Origin of the sequence: Plantibacter sp. H53, assembly GCF_001650455.1 — a bacterium.
Lineage (GTDB): Bacteria > Actinomycetota > Actinomycetes > Actinomycetales > Microbacteriaceae > Plantibacter > Plantibacter flavus_A.
On record NZ_LWCT01000009.1, the window covers coordinates 1 to 16,167 of the forward strand.

At 70.2% G+C, this 16,167-nt stretch carries 15 protein-coding genes; 10 read left to right on the forward strand and 5 right to left on the reverse strand.

Features of this window, described 5'->3' with window-relative positions; translation table 11 throughout:
* Positions 1–108: 108 nt before the first annotated feature.
* Positions 109–1,542 carry a HAMP domain-containing sensor histidine kinase gene (locus A4X17_RS06490; protein ID WP_082915975.1) on the reverse strand — a complete coding sequence of 478 codons (1,434 nt, stop codon included), beginning with the start codon at positions 1,540–1,542 and terminating at the stop codon, positions 109–111.
* A gap of 4 nt (positions 1,543–1,546) precedes the next feature.
* Positions 1,547–2,251, reverse strand: coding sequence for a response regulator transcription factor (locus A4X17_RS06495; protein WP_064294861.1), 705 nt, complete (start codon positions 2,249–2,251; stop codon positions 1,547–1,549).
* A gap of 197 nt (positions 2,252–2,448) precedes the next feature.
* Here A4X17_RS06495 and A4X17_RS06500 point away from each other — a divergent pair, with 197 nt between their 5' ends.
* The 5 genes from A4X17_RS06500 (at position 2,449) to A4X17_RS06520 (ending at position 8,485) form a co-directional block, all read left to right on the forward strand.
* Positions 2,449–4,002, forward strand: a complete 1,554-nt coding sequence (locus A4X17_RS06500; RefSeq protein ID WP_064294862.1) for a sugar ABC transporter ATP-binding protein — start codon at positions 2,449–2,451, stop codon at positions 4,000–4,002.
* On the forward strand, positions 3,999–5,051 hold the full coding sequence (locus tag A4X17_RS06505) for an ABC transporter permease (protein ID WP_079003567.1): 1,053 nt from the start codon (positions 3,999–4,001) through the stop codon (positions 5,049–5,051). The genes A4X17_RS06500 and A4X17_RS06505 overlap by 4 nt, the downstream gene beginning before the upstream one ends.
* Complete coding sequence (locus A4X17_RS06510) at positions 5,044–6,156, forward strand: ABC transporter permease (RefSeq protein WP_064294863.1); 1,113 nt, start codon at positions 5,044–5,046, stop codon at positions 6,154–6,156. The genes A4X17_RS06505 and A4X17_RS06510 overlap by 8 nt, the downstream gene beginning before the upstream one ends.
* A 70-nt stretch (positions 6,157–6,226) precedes the next feature.
* A complete protein-coding gene (gene rhaS / locus A4X17_RS06515; protein WP_064294864.1) occupies positions 6,227–7,288 on the forward strand; it encodes a rhamnose ABC transporter substrate-binding protein in 1,062 nt (353 codons plus the stop codon).
* A gap of 126 nt (positions 7,289–7,414) precedes the next feature.
* Positions 7,415–8,485 carry a hypothetical protein gene (locus A4X17_RS06520; protein ID WP_064294865.1) on the forward strand — a complete coding sequence of 357 codons (1,071 nt, stop codon included), beginning with the start codon at positions 7,415–7,417 and terminating at the stop codon, positions 8,483–8,485.
* Between the two features lie 33 nt (positions 8,486–8,518).
* On the opposite strand, the gene A4X17_RS06525 is transcribed toward A4X17_RS06520, so the two are convergent.
* Positions 8,519–8,932: a PLD nuclease N-terminal domain-containing protein gene (locus A4X17_RS06525; RefSeq protein WP_064294866.1), complete on the reverse strand. Its 414-nt coding sequence runs from the start codon at positions 8,930–8,932 to the stop codon at positions 8,519–8,521.
* Positions 8,933–8,980: 48 nt separating this feature from the next.
* On the opposite strand from A4X17_RS06525, the gene A4X17_RS06530 reads away from it, so the two are divergent.
* The 3 genes from A4X17_RS06530 (at position 8,981) to A4X17_RS06540 (ending at position 12,646) form a co-directional block, all read left to right on the forward strand.
* Positions 8,981–9,910 (forward strand): aldo/keto reductase family oxidoreductase, encoded by a 930-nt coding sequence (locus A4X17_RS06530; protein ID WP_064294867.1) that lies wholly within the window; start codon positions 8,981–8,983, stop codon positions 9,908–9,910.
* A 130-nt stretch (positions 9,911–10,040) separates the two neighbouring features.
* Positions 10,041–11,102 carry a LacI family DNA-binding transcriptional regulator gene (locus tag A4X17_RS06535; RefSeq protein ID WP_064294868.1) on the forward strand — a complete coding sequence of 354 codons (1,062 nt, stop codon included), beginning with the start codon at positions 10,041–10,043 and terminating at the stop codon, positions 11,100–11,102.
* 101 nt (positions 11,103–11,203) lie between these two features.
* Positions 11,204–12,646 carry an L-fucose/L-arabinose isomerase family protein gene (locus A4X17_RS06540; protein WP_064294869.1) on the forward strand — a complete coding sequence of 481 codons (1,443 nt, stop codon included), beginning with the start codon at positions 11,204–11,206 and terminating at the stop codon, positions 12,644–12,646.
* A gap of 67 nt (positions 12,647–12,713) precedes the next feature.
* On the opposite strand, the gene A4X17_RS06545 is transcribed toward A4X17_RS06540, so the two are convergent.
* Positions 12,714–13,322, reverse strand: coding sequence for a DNA alkylation repair protein (locus A4X17_RS06545; RefSeq protein WP_064294870.1), 609 nt, complete (start codon positions 13,320–13,322; stop codon positions 12,714–12,716).
* Positions 13,323–13,361: 39 nt separating this feature from the next.
* Between A4X17_RS06545 and A4X17_RS06550 the strand changes: the two genes are divergently transcribed.
* The gene (locus A4X17_RS06550; protein WP_064294871.1) at positions 13,362–14,213 is read left to right on the forward strand and encodes an NAD-dependent epimerase/dehydratase family protein; all 852 of its coding nucleotides are present in this window, start codon (positions 13,362–13,364) and stop codon (positions 14,211–14,213) included.
* Positions 14,214–14,231: 18 nt separating this feature from the next.
* On the opposite strand, the gene A4X17_RS06555 is transcribed toward A4X17_RS06550, so the two are convergent.
* Positions 14,232–15,524: an MFS transporter gene (locus tag A4X17_RS06555; protein ID WP_082915976.1), complete on the reverse strand. Its 1,293-nt coding sequence runs from the start codon at positions 15,522–15,524 to the stop codon at positions 14,232–14,234.
* Between the two features lie 217 nt (positions 15,525–15,741).
* Here A4X17_RS06555 and A4X17_RS06560 point away from each other — a divergent pair, with 217 nt between their 5' ends.
* Entirely contained in the window at positions 15,742–16,101 is a 360-nt protein-coding gene (locus tag A4X17_RS06560) for an L-rhamnose mutarotase (RefSeq protein WP_197479032.1), read from the forward strand.
* Positions 16,102–16,167: the final 66 nt, after the last annotated feature.

Here is a 16,167-nt window from a genome sequence, read left to right on the forward strand (position 1 = left end):
CCTGAGAACGGGCCACCCACCCATATCCGCCCCTAACTCAGGAGTTCTCCGGCGCGGCGCCCCCGCCCGCCCCCGACACACCGGGCGACTCCTGAGAACGGGCGACGATCAGGCGGGATCGCCCGGCCTGGCCGACGCGACGGGCAGGGTGACGACGACCTCGAGACCGTGGCCGGGACGGTTGCGGAGCACGATCTCCCCACCCGCGTTGCGCGCGATGGCGGCGACGATCGCGAGCCCGAGACCGGAACCGTGCCCGGAGGACCGCGTCGCGTCCGAGCGACTGAACCGCTCGAGCGCCCGCGGTTCGAAGACCGGGTCGAGCCCTCCCGCGTTGTCCGACACCCGCAGCGTGAGCTGACCACCGTCGTCGTCGAGCATGACCGACACCCGGCGCGGAGCACCCCCGCGCTCGGTGAACGCCTGCAGCGCGTTCCCCGCGAGGTTGTCGACGACCCGGCCGACCTCGTCGGCGCGCACGGCGTACACCGCCGCGCCATCCCCCGGCCCGCTCTCGGCGATCGCACTCACGTACTCGACCTCGATCCCGGCCAGCGCGTCGTCCGAGGCGACCCGGAACCGTGCGCGCTCGACCGCTTCGAGCACGTCGGCCTCCAGCCTGGCCGCGCTCGTCCGCTCCTCCGGCGTCGCCGCCTCGATGCGGGACAACTCGAGCAGCGAGGTGACGAGCGCCGACAGCCGCGTCGCACTGCGCTCGGCCCCCTCGATGTCGGCGAGCAGTTGCTCGCGCGACGAGTCCTCGAGGCGCGCGAGTTCGAGCTGGGTGCGGAGGATCGCGAGCGGCGTCCGGAGCTCGTGACTCGCGTCGGACACGAGCTGCCGTTCACGGTCGGCCGAGGCCCGCAGCCGCTCGATGAGGTCGTTGAGGGTGATCGCGAGCTGTGCGATCTCGTCGTCGGCACGGCCGACCGGCAGCACCTCGTCCGTCGACCGCTCGCTGAGGCTCTGCGCACTCACCCGGAGCCGGGTGACGGGCCGGAGCGACACCGTCGTCAGGATCCACCCGCCGGCCGCCACACCGAGGACGAGGAGCGCGAAGGATCCGACGAGGAGGAGCCGCATCTGGACGAGGACGGTCGTCTCCTCGGCCTCGTCGCGCCCGGCGATGACGTACCAGGTGTCCCCACCGACGGTCACGGGCTGCGACAACAGGATGTAGGTGGCGGCACCGGCGTCGACCGTGGTGACCTCCCGCGTCGCAGCGAGCGCCGGGAGCGGCGCGGCGAGCGTCGTCGGCAGGCTGAAGACCGGGATGGAGCCGTCGGGGGCGATGACGGCGATGCGGGTCCCGAGGCCGGGTCCCTGGAGCGGGTCGTCGGGTCTCGCCTGCAGCGCGAACACGTATTGCGCGCCGTCACTGCGGAGCGCCTGGACGGTGCCGTCGCGGACGATGCGCTCCAGCTGGGCGTTGATCGCGAGCCCGGCGAAGAGCGACACGACGACGGCGATGAGCAGACTGCCCCCGGCGATCCGCGTGCGGATGCCGTGGTGCCGCGTCGACCGGCGACGGTCCGCCGACACGCCCTCAGCTCCCTGCGGCGACGAGCGAGAAGCCCACGCCGCGGCTCGTCACGATGCGGACACCCGCCTCCGCCAGGTCGAGTTTGCGACGGAGACGGCTGATGTACTGATCGACGACGTTCGGGTCGATGTTGTCGAAGGTCTCCCAGACCTCCCGCAGCATGGCCGCCCGGGAGACGACGACGCCCGGCTCGGTAGCGAGCACCCGGAGGACGTCGAACTCGGTCCCGCTCAGCGGCACGTCGTGGTCACCGACACGCGCGCGGTGCCGGTGCAGGTCGAGCGTCAGCCCACCGACCTCCAAGCGCGGCTGCACGGTGAGCGCGTCCCGCCGCCGGACCGCGCGGATCCGGGCGGCGAGCTCGGCGAAGGCGAACGGCTTGATCATGTAGTCGTCGGCCCCCGCATCGAGCCCGCGGACCCGGTCGTCCACGGCGTCGCGCGCCGTGAGCAGGATCACCGCGAGCGTCGGGTCGAGGCCTTTGAGCTCGCGGCAGACGGCGAATCCGGAGAGCCCCGGGAGCATGACGTCGACGACCGCGACCTGGAAGCCCGCGTCGCCACCGGATGCCGGCGCGATCGCCTGCCGCGCGAGGTCCAGTGCGGTCGGGCCGTCGAACGCCGTCGTCACGTCGTGGCCGTCCGACCCGAGACCGCGGGAGAGGAGGCCAGCCATCTCGCGTTCGTCATCGACGACGAGGATCCGCACGGTCGTCCTCCTTCGCCATCGAGCATCCACAGCCTAGGCGAGCCGACCTGGGCACCGTTTCTGAAGGTCCTGTCAGGAACGACCACTTCGCCTTGCCGCCCGCGATGCGGCGGCCATACAGTGCAGGTGCTCCCGACCCTGAATCGATTCACATCCCGCCGGGAGCGAGCCCCTCACCGTGGAGGAACGGACCCTCAATGACGATCGACCATCCAGCGCAGCCGGCGCGCACCGAGCCCGCCGGGCGCAGCGCCCAGCCGGCGCTCTCCCTCATCGGAGCGGCCAAGACCTTCGGCCCCGTCGTCGCCCTGGCCGACGGCACCATCCGGATCGAGGCCGGCGAGATCCACGCGCTCGTCGGCGAGAACGGCGCCGGGAAGTCCACGCTCGTGAAGATCCTCGCCGGGCTCTACACGCCCGATGCCGGCGACTTCACCCTCGCGGGGAAGCCCGTCGCGTTCCGCGGGGTCGCCGACAGCAAGGCCGCGGGCATCTCCGTGATCTACCAGGAGCCGACCCTGTTCCCCGACCTCACCGTCGCCGAGAACATCTTCATCGGCCGCCAGCCGAAGAACGGCCTCGGCCTCATCAGCACGGGCGCCATGCGGAAGGCCGCCCGCGCCCTGTTCGACCGCCTCGGCGTCCAGATCGACCCCGACCGCGTCGCCGAGGGCCTCTCGATCGCCGACCAGCAGATCATCGAGATCGCGAAGGCCATCTCGCTCGACGCCAAGGTCCTCATCATGGACGAACCGACCGCCGCGCTCTCCGGCGTCGAGGTCGACCGCCTCTTCCAGGTCGCCCGCTCCCTGCGCGACGCGGGTGCCGGCATCATGTTCATCTCCCACCGCTTCGAGGAGGTCTTCGCGCTGTGCGACCGCATCACGGTCATGCGCGACGGCCGCTACATCGCCACGCACGTCACGAGCGAGACGACGGTCGACGCGATCGTCCGGCAGATGGTCGGTCGCGACATCGCCGCCCTCTTCCCCAAGCAGGACGCGGAGATCGGCGACGCGGTCCTCACCGTCGACGGGCTGTCGCGCGCCGGCGTCTTCTCCGACATCTCGTTCACGGTGCGCTCGGGTGAGATCGTCGCCCTCGCCGGACTCGTCGGCGCCGGGCGCACCGAGGTCGCCCGCGCCGTCTTCGGCATCGACCCCTACGACACCGGACACGTCACGCTCGACGGCAAGCCGGTCAAGGCCGGCGACCCGCAGGCGGCGATCGACGCCGGCATGGGCTTCGTCCCGGAGGACCGCCGCAAGCAGGGTCTCGTGATGGACCTGTCGGTCGCCCGCAACGCGACCCTCACCCTCCGCCACCGGCTCGCGCGGTTCGGGATCATCTCCGGCCGCCGCGAACGCCAGGCGGCCGAGGAATGGTCGGCCCGCCTCCAGGTGAAGACCGGCTCCCAGGAGTACGCGGTCTCCACCCTCTCCGGCGGCAACCAGCAGAAGGTCGTCCTCGCGAAGTGGCTCGCGACCGAGCCGATCCTCCTCATCGTCGACGAGCCCACCCGCGGCATCGACGTCGGCACGAAGAGCGAGGTCCACCGCCTCATCTCCGAACTCGCCGGCCGCGGCATCGCGATCCTCATGATCTCCTCCGAACTGCCCGAGGTCCTCGGCATGGCCGACCGCGTCCTCGTCATGCACGAGGGCCGGATCACCGCCGAGCTCACCCGCGAAGAAGCGACCCCGGAGACCGTGATGCACGCGGCCACCGGTTCCCTGGAAGGCGCACGATGACCGACACCACCACCAAGCCGGGAGGCGGCGGCCCCGTCACCGTCGCGACCGAGCGCACGACGAACCCGATCGCGTCGATCGTGCGACTCCGGGAACTCCCGGTCACCGTCGCACTCGTCGTCCTCGTGCTCGTGACCTACCTCGCGAACCCGCTGTTCCTGTCCGCCCAGGGGGTGAAGGACCTCCTCCTCAACGCGACGATCATGATCATCCTCGCCGTCGGTCAGGCGCTCGTCATCATCACCCGCAACGTCGACCTGTCCGTCGGCTCGATCCTGGGGCTCGTCGCCTTCGCGACCGGCACGATGTTCGCGACGATGCCGCAGCTGCCGATCATCGCGGTGTTCGCCATCGCGATGCTGCTCGGCGCGGTGCTCGGTGCGATCAACGGTGCGCTCGTCACGATCGCGAAGGTCCCCGCCCTCGTCATCACCCTGGGCACGCTCTACATCTACCGAGGCTTGAACAACGCGTGGGCCGGTGGCACGCAGTACTTCGCGGACGACCGACCCGACGCGTTCGGGAACCTGTCCGTCGACACCGTTCTCGGCTTCCCGGTCATCACCCTCATCGCGATCCTCGTCGTGGTCGTCGTCGCCGTCTACATGGCCGGCGCACGGTCCGGCCGCGACCTCTACGCGATCGGGTCGGACCCCGACGCCGCGAAGCTGTTCGGCATCCCGGTCGGCCGCCGCGTGTTCCTCGCCTTCCTGGCGAACGGCCTGCTCGCCGGACTCGCCGGCGTGCTCTACGCCTCCCGCTTCAACTCGGTCGGCGCGACCACCGGGTCGGGCATGGAGCTCGACGTCGTCGCAGCGGCCGTCGTCGGTGGTGTCGCGATCTTCGGCGGCAGCGGCTCCGTCGCCGGGGCCGCGATCGGCGCGATCCTCCTCACCACCATCACGAGCGCCCTCACCGCCCTGCGCGTCGACAAGTTCTGGCAGCAGGCGATCGTGGGCATCCTCATCCTGGCCGCGATCGTCATCGACCGCGTCGCCAGCCTCCGTACGGCCAAGAAACTGCGAATGAGCGAGGCACGCGATGTCTGATCTGAAGACCCCGACCACCTCGGGCACCACCCCGAAGGCTCCGTTCACCAAGGGCTCCGGCCCGCTCGGCACCGACACCACCGGCGTGCTCGTGGCCGAACCGAAGGGCCGCACCGGCGCCTCGCGCATCCTGCTCGGCCGCGACGCCATCATGATCTACGCGCTGCTCGTCGTCGTCATCGGTGCCTGTCTGCTCATCCCGCGGTTCGCCTCCCCCGTCACCGTCGGCTTCCTCCTCCTCGACGTGATCCCGATCCTCCTCATCGCGATGCCGATGACGCTCGTGATCATCACCGGCGAGATCGACCTGTCCGTCGCGAGCACCGCGGGCCTCACGAGCGCCGTCATCGGTGTGCTGTGGGCCGGCGGCGGGATGGACATCGGGGTCGTCCTCCTCATCGGGCTGCTCGTCGGAGTCGTCGCCGGCGCGTTCAACGGCTTCCTCATCGCGGTGGTCGGACTCCCGTCGCTCGCGGTGACGATCGGCACGCTCGCGCTGTTCCGCGGCCTCGCGCTCGTCGTGATCGGCGACAACGCGGTCGCGAACTTCCCACCCGAGCTCACCGCGTTCTTCACGTCGAAGATCGGCTCTACCGGCATCCCCGTGGTCATGGTCGGGGTCCTCGTCGTCGTGCTCGCCTTCGGGGTCGTCCTGCACCTGACCCCCTTCGGCCGCGGGCTCTACGCGCTCGGGTACAGCACGGAGGCGGCGAGCTTCGTCGGCATCAAGGTCGCCCGCTCGAAGTTCTGGCTCTACGTCGCGACCGGCGGCGTCTCCGCCCTCGCGGGGGTGTTCTGGACGCTCCGCTACTCGAGCGCCCGCAGCGACAACGCCTCCGGGCTCGAACTCGCCGTCATCGCGGCAGTGCTCCTCGGCGGCGTCTCGATCTTCGGCGGTAAGGGTTCCATCCCGGGCGTCGTCGCGGGTGTGCTGCTCATCGGCACCATCAACTACGCGCTCCGGCTCGGCCGCGTCTCCGACGTCGTCCTCATCATCGTGACCGGGACCCTGCTGATCGCCTCGGTGGTCGGCCCCAGTATCTTCGAATCCGTCAAGCAGTGGAACCACCACCGACGGATCCGACGCAGCCTGCCCCAGCACTGATCTCCCGATCGGCGCAGCCCTCGGGGCACCCCACGCCACAGCACCAGGCGTATCCAGAAAGGAACAGACAATGCAGTCGATTCGAAACCGCGCAGCAGGCCGTCCGGCCCGTCGCGCAGCGGCCCTCATCGCCGCAGCAGCCTCCCTCGCACTCATCGCGACGGGGTGCGCCACCGGCGACTCCGCGGGATCAGGTGGTGGCGGCGGTGCCGCGGAGAGCATCACCTTCATCCCCAAGCAGCTCAACAACCCGTACACGGACGTCGTGCTCGGCGGCGGCAAAGACGGCGCGAAGGCGGCCGGCTTCAGCGCCACCGAGGTCGTCGGCCCGCTCGAGGCGAGCGCGTCCAGCCAGGTGTCGTTCATCAACGCCGAGACCCAGGCCGGCACGAACGTCATCGTCATCGCGGCGAACGACCCCGACGCCGTCTGCCCCGCCCTCAAGGAGGCCCGCGACGGCGGCGCGAAGATCGTCGCGTTCGACTCCGACACCAGCAAGGACTGCCGCGACGTCTTCATCTCCCAGGTCGTCGCCAAGGACGTCGCCCTGATCCAGACGAAGCTCATCTCGGAGCAGATCGGCGGCTCGGGCGAGATCGCGATCCTCTCGGCCACGGCCAACGCGACGAACCAGAACGAGTGGATCAAGTACATGGAGGAGGAGCTCGCCTCCAACCCGGACTACAAGGACATCAAGCTCGTCGCCAAGGTCTACGGCGACGACGACGACACGAAGTCGTTCCAGGAGGCCCAGGGTCTGCTCCAGGCGCACCCGAACCTCAAGGGCATCATCTCGCCCACGACGGTCGGTATCGCCGCGACCGCCCGCTACCTCTCCACCTCGGAGTACAAGGGCAAGGTCGCGCTGACCGGCCTCGGCCTCCCGAACGAGATGCGTCCGTTCGTGAAGGACGGCACCGTCACCGCGTTCGCGCTGTGGGACCCGGCTCAGCTCGGCTACGTCGCAGCGTTCGCCGGCAAGGCACTCGCCGAAGGCACGATCACGGGCAAGGAGGGCGACACCTTCGAGGCCGGCGACCTCGGTGAGCGCGAGGTCGGCGCCGACGGCACCGTCATCGTCGGCCCGCCGACCACCTTCGACGCATCGAACATCGACAAGTACGACTTCTGACCCGTTCGCAATTCAGGACGATCTCGGCGCGTCGCCCCCGGACCCTCGGATCCGGGGGCGACGCGCCGTTCGCGTCCTGAATTGTGAACCGCACGTGCATCCGATGGCGGCGATATCGTGAACGCTGTGCCTCCGACCGCCGAGCCCGACACGACCGAGCTGACGCGGCACCTCCCGTGGAAGGAGGTCGTCGCCGACCAGCCCTGGGTCTTCCGCGACGCCGCCGTCGGCGCGGGCGTGGTCGTCGCGAGCGGGCTGTACCTCTGGTGGGCGGCCACCAGCCTGCCGCTGCGTCTCCCGGACGGATGGGAGGGCCTCAGCAGCGGGATCGAGATCGTCGCCGGCATCGTCGCCGTGGTCGCCGTGCTGGCGGTCGTCCTCGGCGGTTTCCTCCTGACGCAACCGCTCACCGAGCGTCGCCTCCTCCGCGTTCGTCGCTTCGCCGCCGACAACGGTCTGGAGTACCGGGCCAACGGTGCGCCGCCCCCACCGGTCGGCGTCGTCTTCGGCACGGGCCTGCACATCGCGGTCGCGAACCAGCTGCTCAGTCCGGAGGGGCGACGGATCCGCGGACGGACCGGGCCGGCGACGGTCGGCGTGACGATCGGCGACGCGACCCTCTCGGAGCGTTCGGCCTCGGGCGGTGCCGGCAAGACCCGCGGTTCGGTCGGTTTCGTGCACGTCTCCCTGCCCACGCGGTCACCGCACCTGCTGCTCGACGGTGTCGCCAACAACGGCGGCGCGCGTCGCGGGATCGCACGCACCGTCGAACACGAACAGCTCGTCTCCCTCGAAGGCGACTTCGACCGGCACTTCGCCCTCTACGTCCCCCGCGACTTCCAGGTCGAGGCGCTGCAGGTGTTCACCCCGGACGTCATGGCGCTCCTCATCGACCACGGCCGGCGCTGGGACATCGAGATCGTCGACGACAACCTCTTCGTCACCACGAGCGGGAGCTTCCGGCTCTGGGACGCGTCGGAGACGCTGCGGCTGTTCCGGTTCATCGACCTGGTCGTCCCGAAGCTCGGTGGACGCATCGCCCGCATGAGTCCGGTCACCCCGCGTCCGTCGCGTTTCGACGCGGGGACCACCCGTGGGGCGCGACTGCGTCCGAGCCGGAACTGGGTGCTCGTCCCCGTCCTCGTGGTCGCCGGACTCGTCGTCGGTGCCGAGATCCTCGTCGCCGTCCTCGACTGACCGTCGTGCGGACCGCGTCGTGCGCAGCAGCGGTCAGCGGGGCTCGTCGCGACGGTCGTCGTCCCGCGCGAGCTCGGCTTCCAGCTTGAGGATGCGCTCGGCGTCCTCCGCGGCCTGGATCTCGCGTTCGAGGGCCGCGAGCTGCTCCTCGGTGCTGCTGACCGCGCGGTCGGGCTGGGACGGCGAGGGTGACGAGGATGCCGCGGGACCCCAGGAGCCGCTCGAACGGGACGCACTGCGCGGCCGACGCTCGGGGAACCTGATGCGGCTGTTCGACCAGTCCTTGCCGAGCAGGAACCACAGTCCGACGCCGATGAGCGGGATGAAGACGATGAGCAGTACCCACACGATCTTGGGCAGGTTGCGTACGACGGGCTCGGGCTGACCCACCACGTCGATGAGCGCGATGATCGTGAGGACGATGAGCAGCAACGACAACACGAACATGTCGTCAATCCTAGGCAGACCATCGGTGGGTTCGGCCAGGATGGTCGGATGAAGACCATCCCCCTACCCCAGACCGACCTGACCGCGTCCAGCATCGTCCTCGGCCTCATGCGCATCGAGCCCCTCGACGACGAGGCGATCCGCACCCTCTTCCACACCGCACGAGACGCCGGCGTCACCGTGTTCGACCACGCCGACATCTACGGCTCGGAGCGTCACGGCTGCGAGCGCCGCTTCGGAGACGCCGTCACCCTCACCGCCGCCGAGCGCGAGCAGGTGCTCATCCAGTCGAAGGTCGGCATCCGCCCGGGCTTCTTCGACTTCTCGGAGGAGCACATCCTCCGCACCGTCGACGAGTCGCTCGCCGCCCTCAAGACGGACTACCTCGACCTCCTGCTTCTGCACCGCCCCGACAGCCTCGTCGAGCCGGAGGAGGTCGCTTCGGCGTTCGACGCCCTGCAGGCCTCGGGCAAGGTCCGGAACTTCGGTGTCTCCAACCACACGCCGGCACAGGTCGAGCTGCTGAAGGGCTCCGTCGAGCAGCCGCTCATCGTCAACCAGGTGCAGCTGAGCATCACCCACGCCCCGATCATCGCGTCGGGCGTCGCCGCGAACATGGCGGGCCTCGACCAGTCGATCGACCGCGACAACGGGATGCTCGACTACAGCCGCCTGACCGGTATGACCCTGCAGGCGTGGTCGCCGTTCCAGGCCGGCTTCTTCACGGGCGTCTTCATCGGCGACCGCGAGCACTACGCGGAGCTGAACGACGTGCTCGACGAGCTCGCAGCCGCACACGGCGTGACGCCGTCCGGCATCGCGACCGCGTGGATCACCCGTCACCCCGCGAACATCCAGGTCGTGCTCGGCACCACCAAGCCGTCGCGCGTCGAGGAAGCGGCCGCAGGTTCCGACGTGAGCCTGTCACGCGAGGAGTGGTACCGCCTCTTCACCGCTGCGGGCCACACCCTCCCGTAGCGGTCGCCTCCGGACCGTTCTCAGGACTTCCGCGGCGTGTCGGGCGGAGATCGCCCCACCACACCGGAGGAGTCCTGAGAACGGGACGAGGGGCGCGCCGGGTACGCTCGGAGTGGAATCGGAGGGCAGCATGGCGAAGCACGACATCGGGTTCGCCGCCGTCGCCAGACTCGCCGGCGTCTCGAACGCGACCGTCTCCAACACGCTCAACCGCCCCGAGATCGTCGCCCCCGCAACGCGCGAGCGCGTCCTCGCGGCGATCGAGGAGCTCGACTTCGTCCCCAACCGCGCCGCCGCCACCCTGCGACAGGGCACGAACCGGCTCATCGGCCTCGTCATCCCCGACATCGCGAACCCGTTCTACTCGGCGATCGCCCGCGGGGTCACCGAGGCCGCGGCCGAGCACGGCTACACGGTCGCGCTCTGCGTGAGCCATGACGACCCGGACCTCGAACTCCGGCACTTCGAGATGCTCGCCGAGCACCGGGCTGCCGGCGCACTCGTCGCTCCGTTGACGGCCGACGCCTCCCGGCTGGCCCAGCTGCGACGGGTCGGCAGCCGCCTCGTGCTCATGGACCGTACCGCCCCCGAGGGCACCGGCTGCTCCGTCGCGATCGACGACGTGCACGGCGGGGAACTCGCGGTCGCGCACCTGCTCGCCGATCCCGCCCGAGTGTCCGCCGGACGCGATGCTCCCGCCCTCGCCGACGGGTCGATCGTGCTCGTGAACGGCGACCTGGCGATCCCGCAGTGCGCCGATCGACGCGAGGGTGCCCGGAACGCGTTCGTCGCGGCCGGTCTCGACCCCGACGACCTCCGCGAGGTCACCGTGGACGAGATGACCGTCGACTCGGGGCGCATCGCGGGCCGTCGGATCGCGGCAGAGACACCGCGTCCGACCGGGGTGTTCTGCACGAACGACCAGCTCGCGCTCGGCGTCATCAGGGGGTTGAACGACGGTGGTCTCGCGGTGCCCGACGAGGTGTCGGTGGTCGGCTACGGCGATCTCGCGCTCGCAGCCGACGGGCGGGTGCCGCTCACCACGGTCGAGCAGCCGAAGGACGAGCTCGGGCGTTTGGCCGTCGAGATCCTCCTGGCCGAGCTGGGGGCCGACCGCGCGGCACACGAGCACGTCACGCGGACGCTCGAGCCGCATCTCGTCGTCCGCGAGTCCGCTCCCCTGCCTGCCTGAGCAGCGGCGAGGCTGGACGCGGCGGTGACGCCCGGGTACAGTCGTCACCAGTATTTAATCGATTAAATACTCCCGTACCCGCACCCATCCAAGGATCGACGATGACCCACACCGCAGCAGCCGCCCACCCGCTCCTCACCCCGAAGGCACGGCGGAAGCCCCGCATCGGCCTCGTCGCCGGCGGCCTCGGTACCTACTGGCCGCAGTTCCCGGAGCTGCTTCCCCAGCTCCAGGAATCGGCCCGGTACGTCTCGGAACGCTTCCAGCAGATGGACGCCGAGGTCGTCGACGTCGGCTTCATCTCGGACGCGCAGGAGGGCGACGCCGCGGCGGAACAGCTCCGACAGGGCGACTGCGACCTCATCGTCCTGTTCCTCACCACCTACCTCACCTCCTCGATGGTCCTGCCGATCGCCCAGCGCGCGAACACCCCGGTCCTCGTCATCGACCTGCAGCCGACCGAGCGGATGGACCACGCGAGCTTCGACACCGGCGCTTGGCTCGCCTACTGCGGGCAGTGCCCCGTGCCCGAGGTCGGCAACGTCTTCCGTCGGGCGGGCATCCCGTTCCGCTCGGTGTCGGGGTGGCTGCGTCAGGAGTCGGCGTGGGACCGCATCTCGCAGTGGATCCGGGCGGCGCACGTCCGCGCAGCCCTCCGTCACGCCCGCCACGGCCTCATGGGACACGTCTACCCCGGCATGCTCGACGTCTCCACCGACCTCACCCTGCTGCCGACCACCTTCGGCTCGCACGTCGAGGTCGTGGAGTTCGACGACCTCCGGGTCCTCGTCGACGAGGTGACCGATGCCGAGGTCGCCGACCGCATGGCCCTCGCCAGGGAGGTCTTCACCCTCGACGACACGGTGGTCGAGGACGACTTCGCGTGGGGAGCGAAGGTGTCGGTCGGGCTCGACCGGCTCGTCGACGAGTTCGCGCTCGACAGCCTCGCCTACTACCACCGGGGCCGCGACGGCGAGCAGCACGAGCGACTCGGCGCCGGCATGATCCTCGGCGCTTCCCTCCTCACCGCTCGCGGTGTCCCCACGACCGGCGAGTACGAGTTGCGGACCACGGTCGCCCAGCTCGCGACCCAGGTCGTCGGCGCCGGTGGGTCGTTCTGCGAGATCCAGGCGCTGGACTTCGAGGACGGAGTCGTCGAGATGGGGCACGACGGTCCGGCGCACCTCGCCGTCAGCTCCCGCGACCCACTGCTGCGCGGACTCGGGGTCTATCACGGCAAGCGCGGCTGGGGCGTGAGCGTCGAGTTCGACGTGCGCCACGGGCCCGTCACACTGCTGGGGCTGGGACAGGACCGCGACGGATCACTCGCCTTCGTCGCTTCGGAGGGCGAGGTCGTCCCGGGCCCGCTGCTCGCGATCGGCAACACGACGAGCCGCGTCGACTTCGGGCGCGACCCGGGTGTCTGGGTGGACGAGTGGAGCGCGACCGGTATCGGGCACCACTGGTCGCTGTCGCTCGGGCACCGGGCGGCGGATTACCGGGCTGCGGCGAGCCTCCTGGGGATCGACTTCCGCCAGGTGTGAGTCCGCGTCGGCCCCTGCGCTGAACCCGGTCCCCGAGCCTGTCGAAGGGCGCTCGCGACAGGACGGATCAGAGCACGGCGCGAAGACGCTCCATCGCGGGCTCCACCACGGCGATCGGCGCCGGCCGCTGCAAGCCGTCCAGGGCGACGGCCAGCCGACGGGTGGCGCGATCGACATCGCCGCCACCCGCACCGAGCTCGCGGATCGGGGCGAGCAGCGCCGCACGTCGCAACCAGGGCTCGTCCTGCATCCAGCGGTCGAGGACGCTCTCGGCCTTGGTCCGGGGCGTCCCGTCGAGGCGCTCCAGGAGCGGTCCGATGACGTCGGTGGCCAGCGGGTCGGCGAGCTCGGGCACTCGACCGGCGCGGACGAAACCTTCGATCCGCGTCAGGTCGGTGCGCTTGAGCACCGGGACGCTCGACTGCAGCAGGACGATCGCGGCGAGCCGGCGCTCGAAGACCGGCACGGCCCACAGCTCCGAGGCGAGGGCTGTCAGCTCGTCGTGCTCCAGCCCGCGGAACTTCCGGAGCGCGTCCCGCACGGTGCCGCGGACCGCACCGACCGAGGACCCGTAGGACTGAAGTCCATCGCCCAGCCGCTCGGCCACGTCCGCTGCGCGATAGCCGTCGCCCTCGTATTGGAGCGCCGCGTCGATGAACTCCCCCGCAGCACTCATCCCACCATTCTCACCCCTGGCGCCGGGTACGGTGGAGCGATGACCGTCGTGATCGTGGGACTCGGACAGCTCGGCTCGGACGTCGCCGGGAGGCTCCTGGCCCGTGGGGAGGACGTCGTCGGCGTGAAGCGCACGGCGCCCGAGTCGAACCCGGCCCCCGAGTCGGTCGAGGGGCGCTTCACGCTCCAGCTCCGCGACCTCACGACCTCCGTCCCCGACCTTCCTGCGGACACGACGGCGATCGTCGTGGCCCTTGCGCCCCGGGCACGCTCGGTCGATGCCTATGACGCCCTCTACCGCGACGGTGTCGGGCACCTCCTCGCTGCCGTAGCCGCACTCCCCGGCACCCCACCCCGCATCCTGTTCGTCTCGTCGACCGCGGTGTGGGGCGAGGACGGTGGGGAGACGATCGACGACACCACGCCGGCCGTCCCGACCGCCGGTACCGCGCGCGCCCTGCTCGCAGCCGAGGAGGCCGTCCTCGCCGCCGTGCCCGAGGCGAGCGCCATCCGCTTCGGCGGCCTCTACGGTCCGACGGCCACGATGTTCGTCGACCAGGTCCGCGACGGCCGCGTCACCCGGCCGTCCGGCTGGACCAATCGCATCCACCGTGACGACGCCGCTGCCGTGATCGTGCACCTGCTCGACCTGCCGGCGGCATCGCTCCCGCCGGTCGTGGCGGGCATCGACGAGGAGCCGGTCCTGCTGTCGACGGTCGCCGACTTCCTCGCCGATCGACTCGGCGTCGCTCCCCCGACGCTCGACGACGCCGGTCGCACCCCGGAAGAACCGCACCACGGCAAGCGCATCACGGCGGCCGCCCTCCGCGACACCGGATTCGCCTACCGCTATCCCACCTACCGCGAGGGCTACTCGGCGCAGCTCCCCTGACCGGACGGCCGGAGCGGATCACGGCTGCTTCGTCACCTCGGCCATCGCCCGTCGCCCGGACGGCACGAGCACGGCGACGGCGAGCACCACGAAGGTGAGCACGCCGGCGACGACGAGGAGCACTTCGACGGACACGACGTCGGCGAGCGGCCCGAACACGATCATCCCGAGCGGCATCGACACCGCCATGACGATGCCGACGAACCCGAACACGCGACCCTGACGCTCCGATTGGACGCGTTCCTGCAGCAGGGTCATCGACGTCGTCGAGAAGAACGGCACCGCGATCCCGAGCAGGAACATGAAGCCGAAGAAGACCCAGAGGTTGGTCGAGAGTCCGAGCCCGATGGACAGCGCCCCGAACACCACCGAGGACCCGACGATGAGGAGCACGCGGTTCCTGGTGCCGCCCCAGATCGCGATGATCGCGCCGCCGCCGACCATGCCGACGCTGAAGGCGAGTTCGTTCACGGTGAGCATCCAGACCTCGTCGCCGAAGGTGCGGGCGATCATGAGCGGCGTGAGGTAGGACGGCGCGACGACCAGCAGGAACACGATCGCGAAGAGGATGAGCAGCCATCGCACGAAGCCGTGGTGCCAGACGTAGCGCACGCCCTCGGTGAGGTCGGCGAAGTAGCCGGGGCGCTCGCCCGACCGAACGAGCGTCCGCACCGGCACGAGCAGGAGCAGCCCGATCCCGATCGCGGCCGTGACGACGTCGACGAAGAAGATCGCGACGAGCGACGCGCTCGCGTACAGCGCACCGGCTGCAGCCGGCGCGACGAGCATCATGGCCGACTGGATGGATCCGTTGATGCCGTTGACCCGCATGAGCTTGTCGGTCGGCGTGATCTGCGGGATGAGCGCCGACACCGCCGGCATCTGGATACCCGCGCCGACCGAGCGGATCGCGAGCGTGAGGAAGATGAGCCAGAGCTCGGCGGCGCCGTTGATGAGGAAGATCGCGAGCGCGAGGGTCGTGATGGCGATCGAGCCGTCGGCCGCGATGATGAGCAGCTTGCGGTTCATGCGGTCGGCCCACACCCCGCCGAAGATCGACACGATCGCCTGCGGCAGGAACCCCGCGACGGCGGCGAACGCGAGCACCACACCGGACTTCGTCTCGAGTGTGAGGTGCCACATGATCGCGTACTGCACGAGCATCGAGCCGAACAGCGAGACCGTCTGGCCGGACAGGAACACCGCGACGTCGCGACGCCAGTGCGGGCCCTCCGAGGCGACGGCCGTCTCCTCCGAACCGTCGGAACCGTCGATCGTGGGTGCATCGGGTGGCGCGTCGTCGGCAGCCATACGTTCCACGCTAGGGACTTCGCTCCGGGGTGTCCAGGGGTGATCGTCGCGGACGACGGGCGCGCCCTGAACGCCGAACGGTCGATGCACCCTGTCCAGATCTTCAGACGTCCGGTCAGCCGGTCCGTTGACCCGCGGCCGATCGCCCGGATACGCTGCTTGCGATCCTCTGAATCGATTCAGAGCGTCCGTGAACCGAACCGAAAGGTGCGCCTCGATGACGAGTGCCCGACCCCTGCACCGCGTGTGCTTCCAGCTCCAGGTCAAACCCGAGCGCCTCGCGGAGTACCGCGAACGCCATGCCGCCGTCTGGCCGGACATGCTGCGGGCTCTCGCCGACACCGGCTGGCACAACTACTCGCTCTTCGTCCGCGACGACGGCCTCCTCATCGGGTACTTCGAGACGGCGTCCCTTGAAGCGGCCCAGGCCGGCATGGCCGAGACCGAGGTCAACGCCCGCTGGCAGGCCGAGATGGGTGAGTTCTTCGTCGACCTCGACCTCCCGCCGGACCAGGGCTTCCTCCAGCTCACCGAGGTGTTCCACCTCGAGGACCAGCTCGCCGCCCTGCACGAGTAGCATCATTGAAACGATTCACGTATGCTGCAGTCAGCGCCGTGAACGCGCCCAAGACCACCGGAACAC

Excerpts from the sequence above, each read along its gene's own strand:
- A4X17_RS06500 (WP_064294862.1), top strand. The coding sequence starts at position 2,449 with ATGACGATCGACCATCCAGCGCAGCCGGCGCGCACCGAGCCCGCCGGG.
- A4X17_RS06505 (WP_079003567.1), top strand. The coding sequence starts at position 3,999 with ATGACCGACACCACCACCAAGCCGGGAGGCGGCGGCCCCGTCACCGTC.
- A4X17_RS06510 (WP_064294863.1), top strand. The coding sequence starts at position 5,044 with ATGTCTGATCTGAAGACCCCGACCACCTCGGGCACCACCCCGAAGGCT.
- rhaS (WP_064294864.1), top strand. The coding sequence starts at position 6,227 with ATGCAGTCGATTCGAAACCGCGCAGCAGGCCGTCCGGCCCGTCGCGCA.
- A4X17_RS06525 (WP_064294866.1), bottom strand. The coding sequence starts at position 8,932 with ATGTTCGTGTTGTCGTTGCTGCTCATCGTCCTCACGATCATCGCGCTC.
- A4X17_RS06530 (WP_064294867.1), top strand. The coding sequence starts at position 8,981 with ATGAAGACCATCCCCCTACCCCAGACCGACCTGACCGCGTCCAGCATC.
- A4X17_RS06535 (WP_064294868.1), top strand. The coding sequence starts at position 10,041 with ATGGCGAAGCACGACATCGGGTTCGCCGCCGTCGCCAGACTCGCCGGC.
- A4X17_RS06540 (WP_064294869.1), top strand. The coding sequence starts at position 11,204 with ATGACCCACACCGCAGCAGCCGCCCACCCGCTCCTCACCCCGAAGGCA.
- A4X17_RS06545 (WP_064294870.1), bottom strand. The coding sequence starts at position 13,322 with ATGAGTGCTGCGGGGGAGTTCATCGACGCGGCGCTCCAATACGAGGGC.
- A4X17_RS06550 (WP_064294871.1), top strand. The coding sequence starts at position 13,362 with ATGACCGTCGTGATCGTGGGACTCGGACAGCTCGGCTCGGACGTCGCC.
- A4X17_RS06555 (WP_082915976.1), bottom strand. The coding sequence starts at position 15,524 with ATGGCTGCCGACGACGCGCCACCCGATGCACCCACGATCGACGGTTCC.
- A4X17_RS06560 (WP_197479032.1), top strand. The coding sequence starts at position 15,742 with ATGACGAGTGCCCGACCCCTGCACCGCGTGTGCTTCCAGCTCCAGGTC.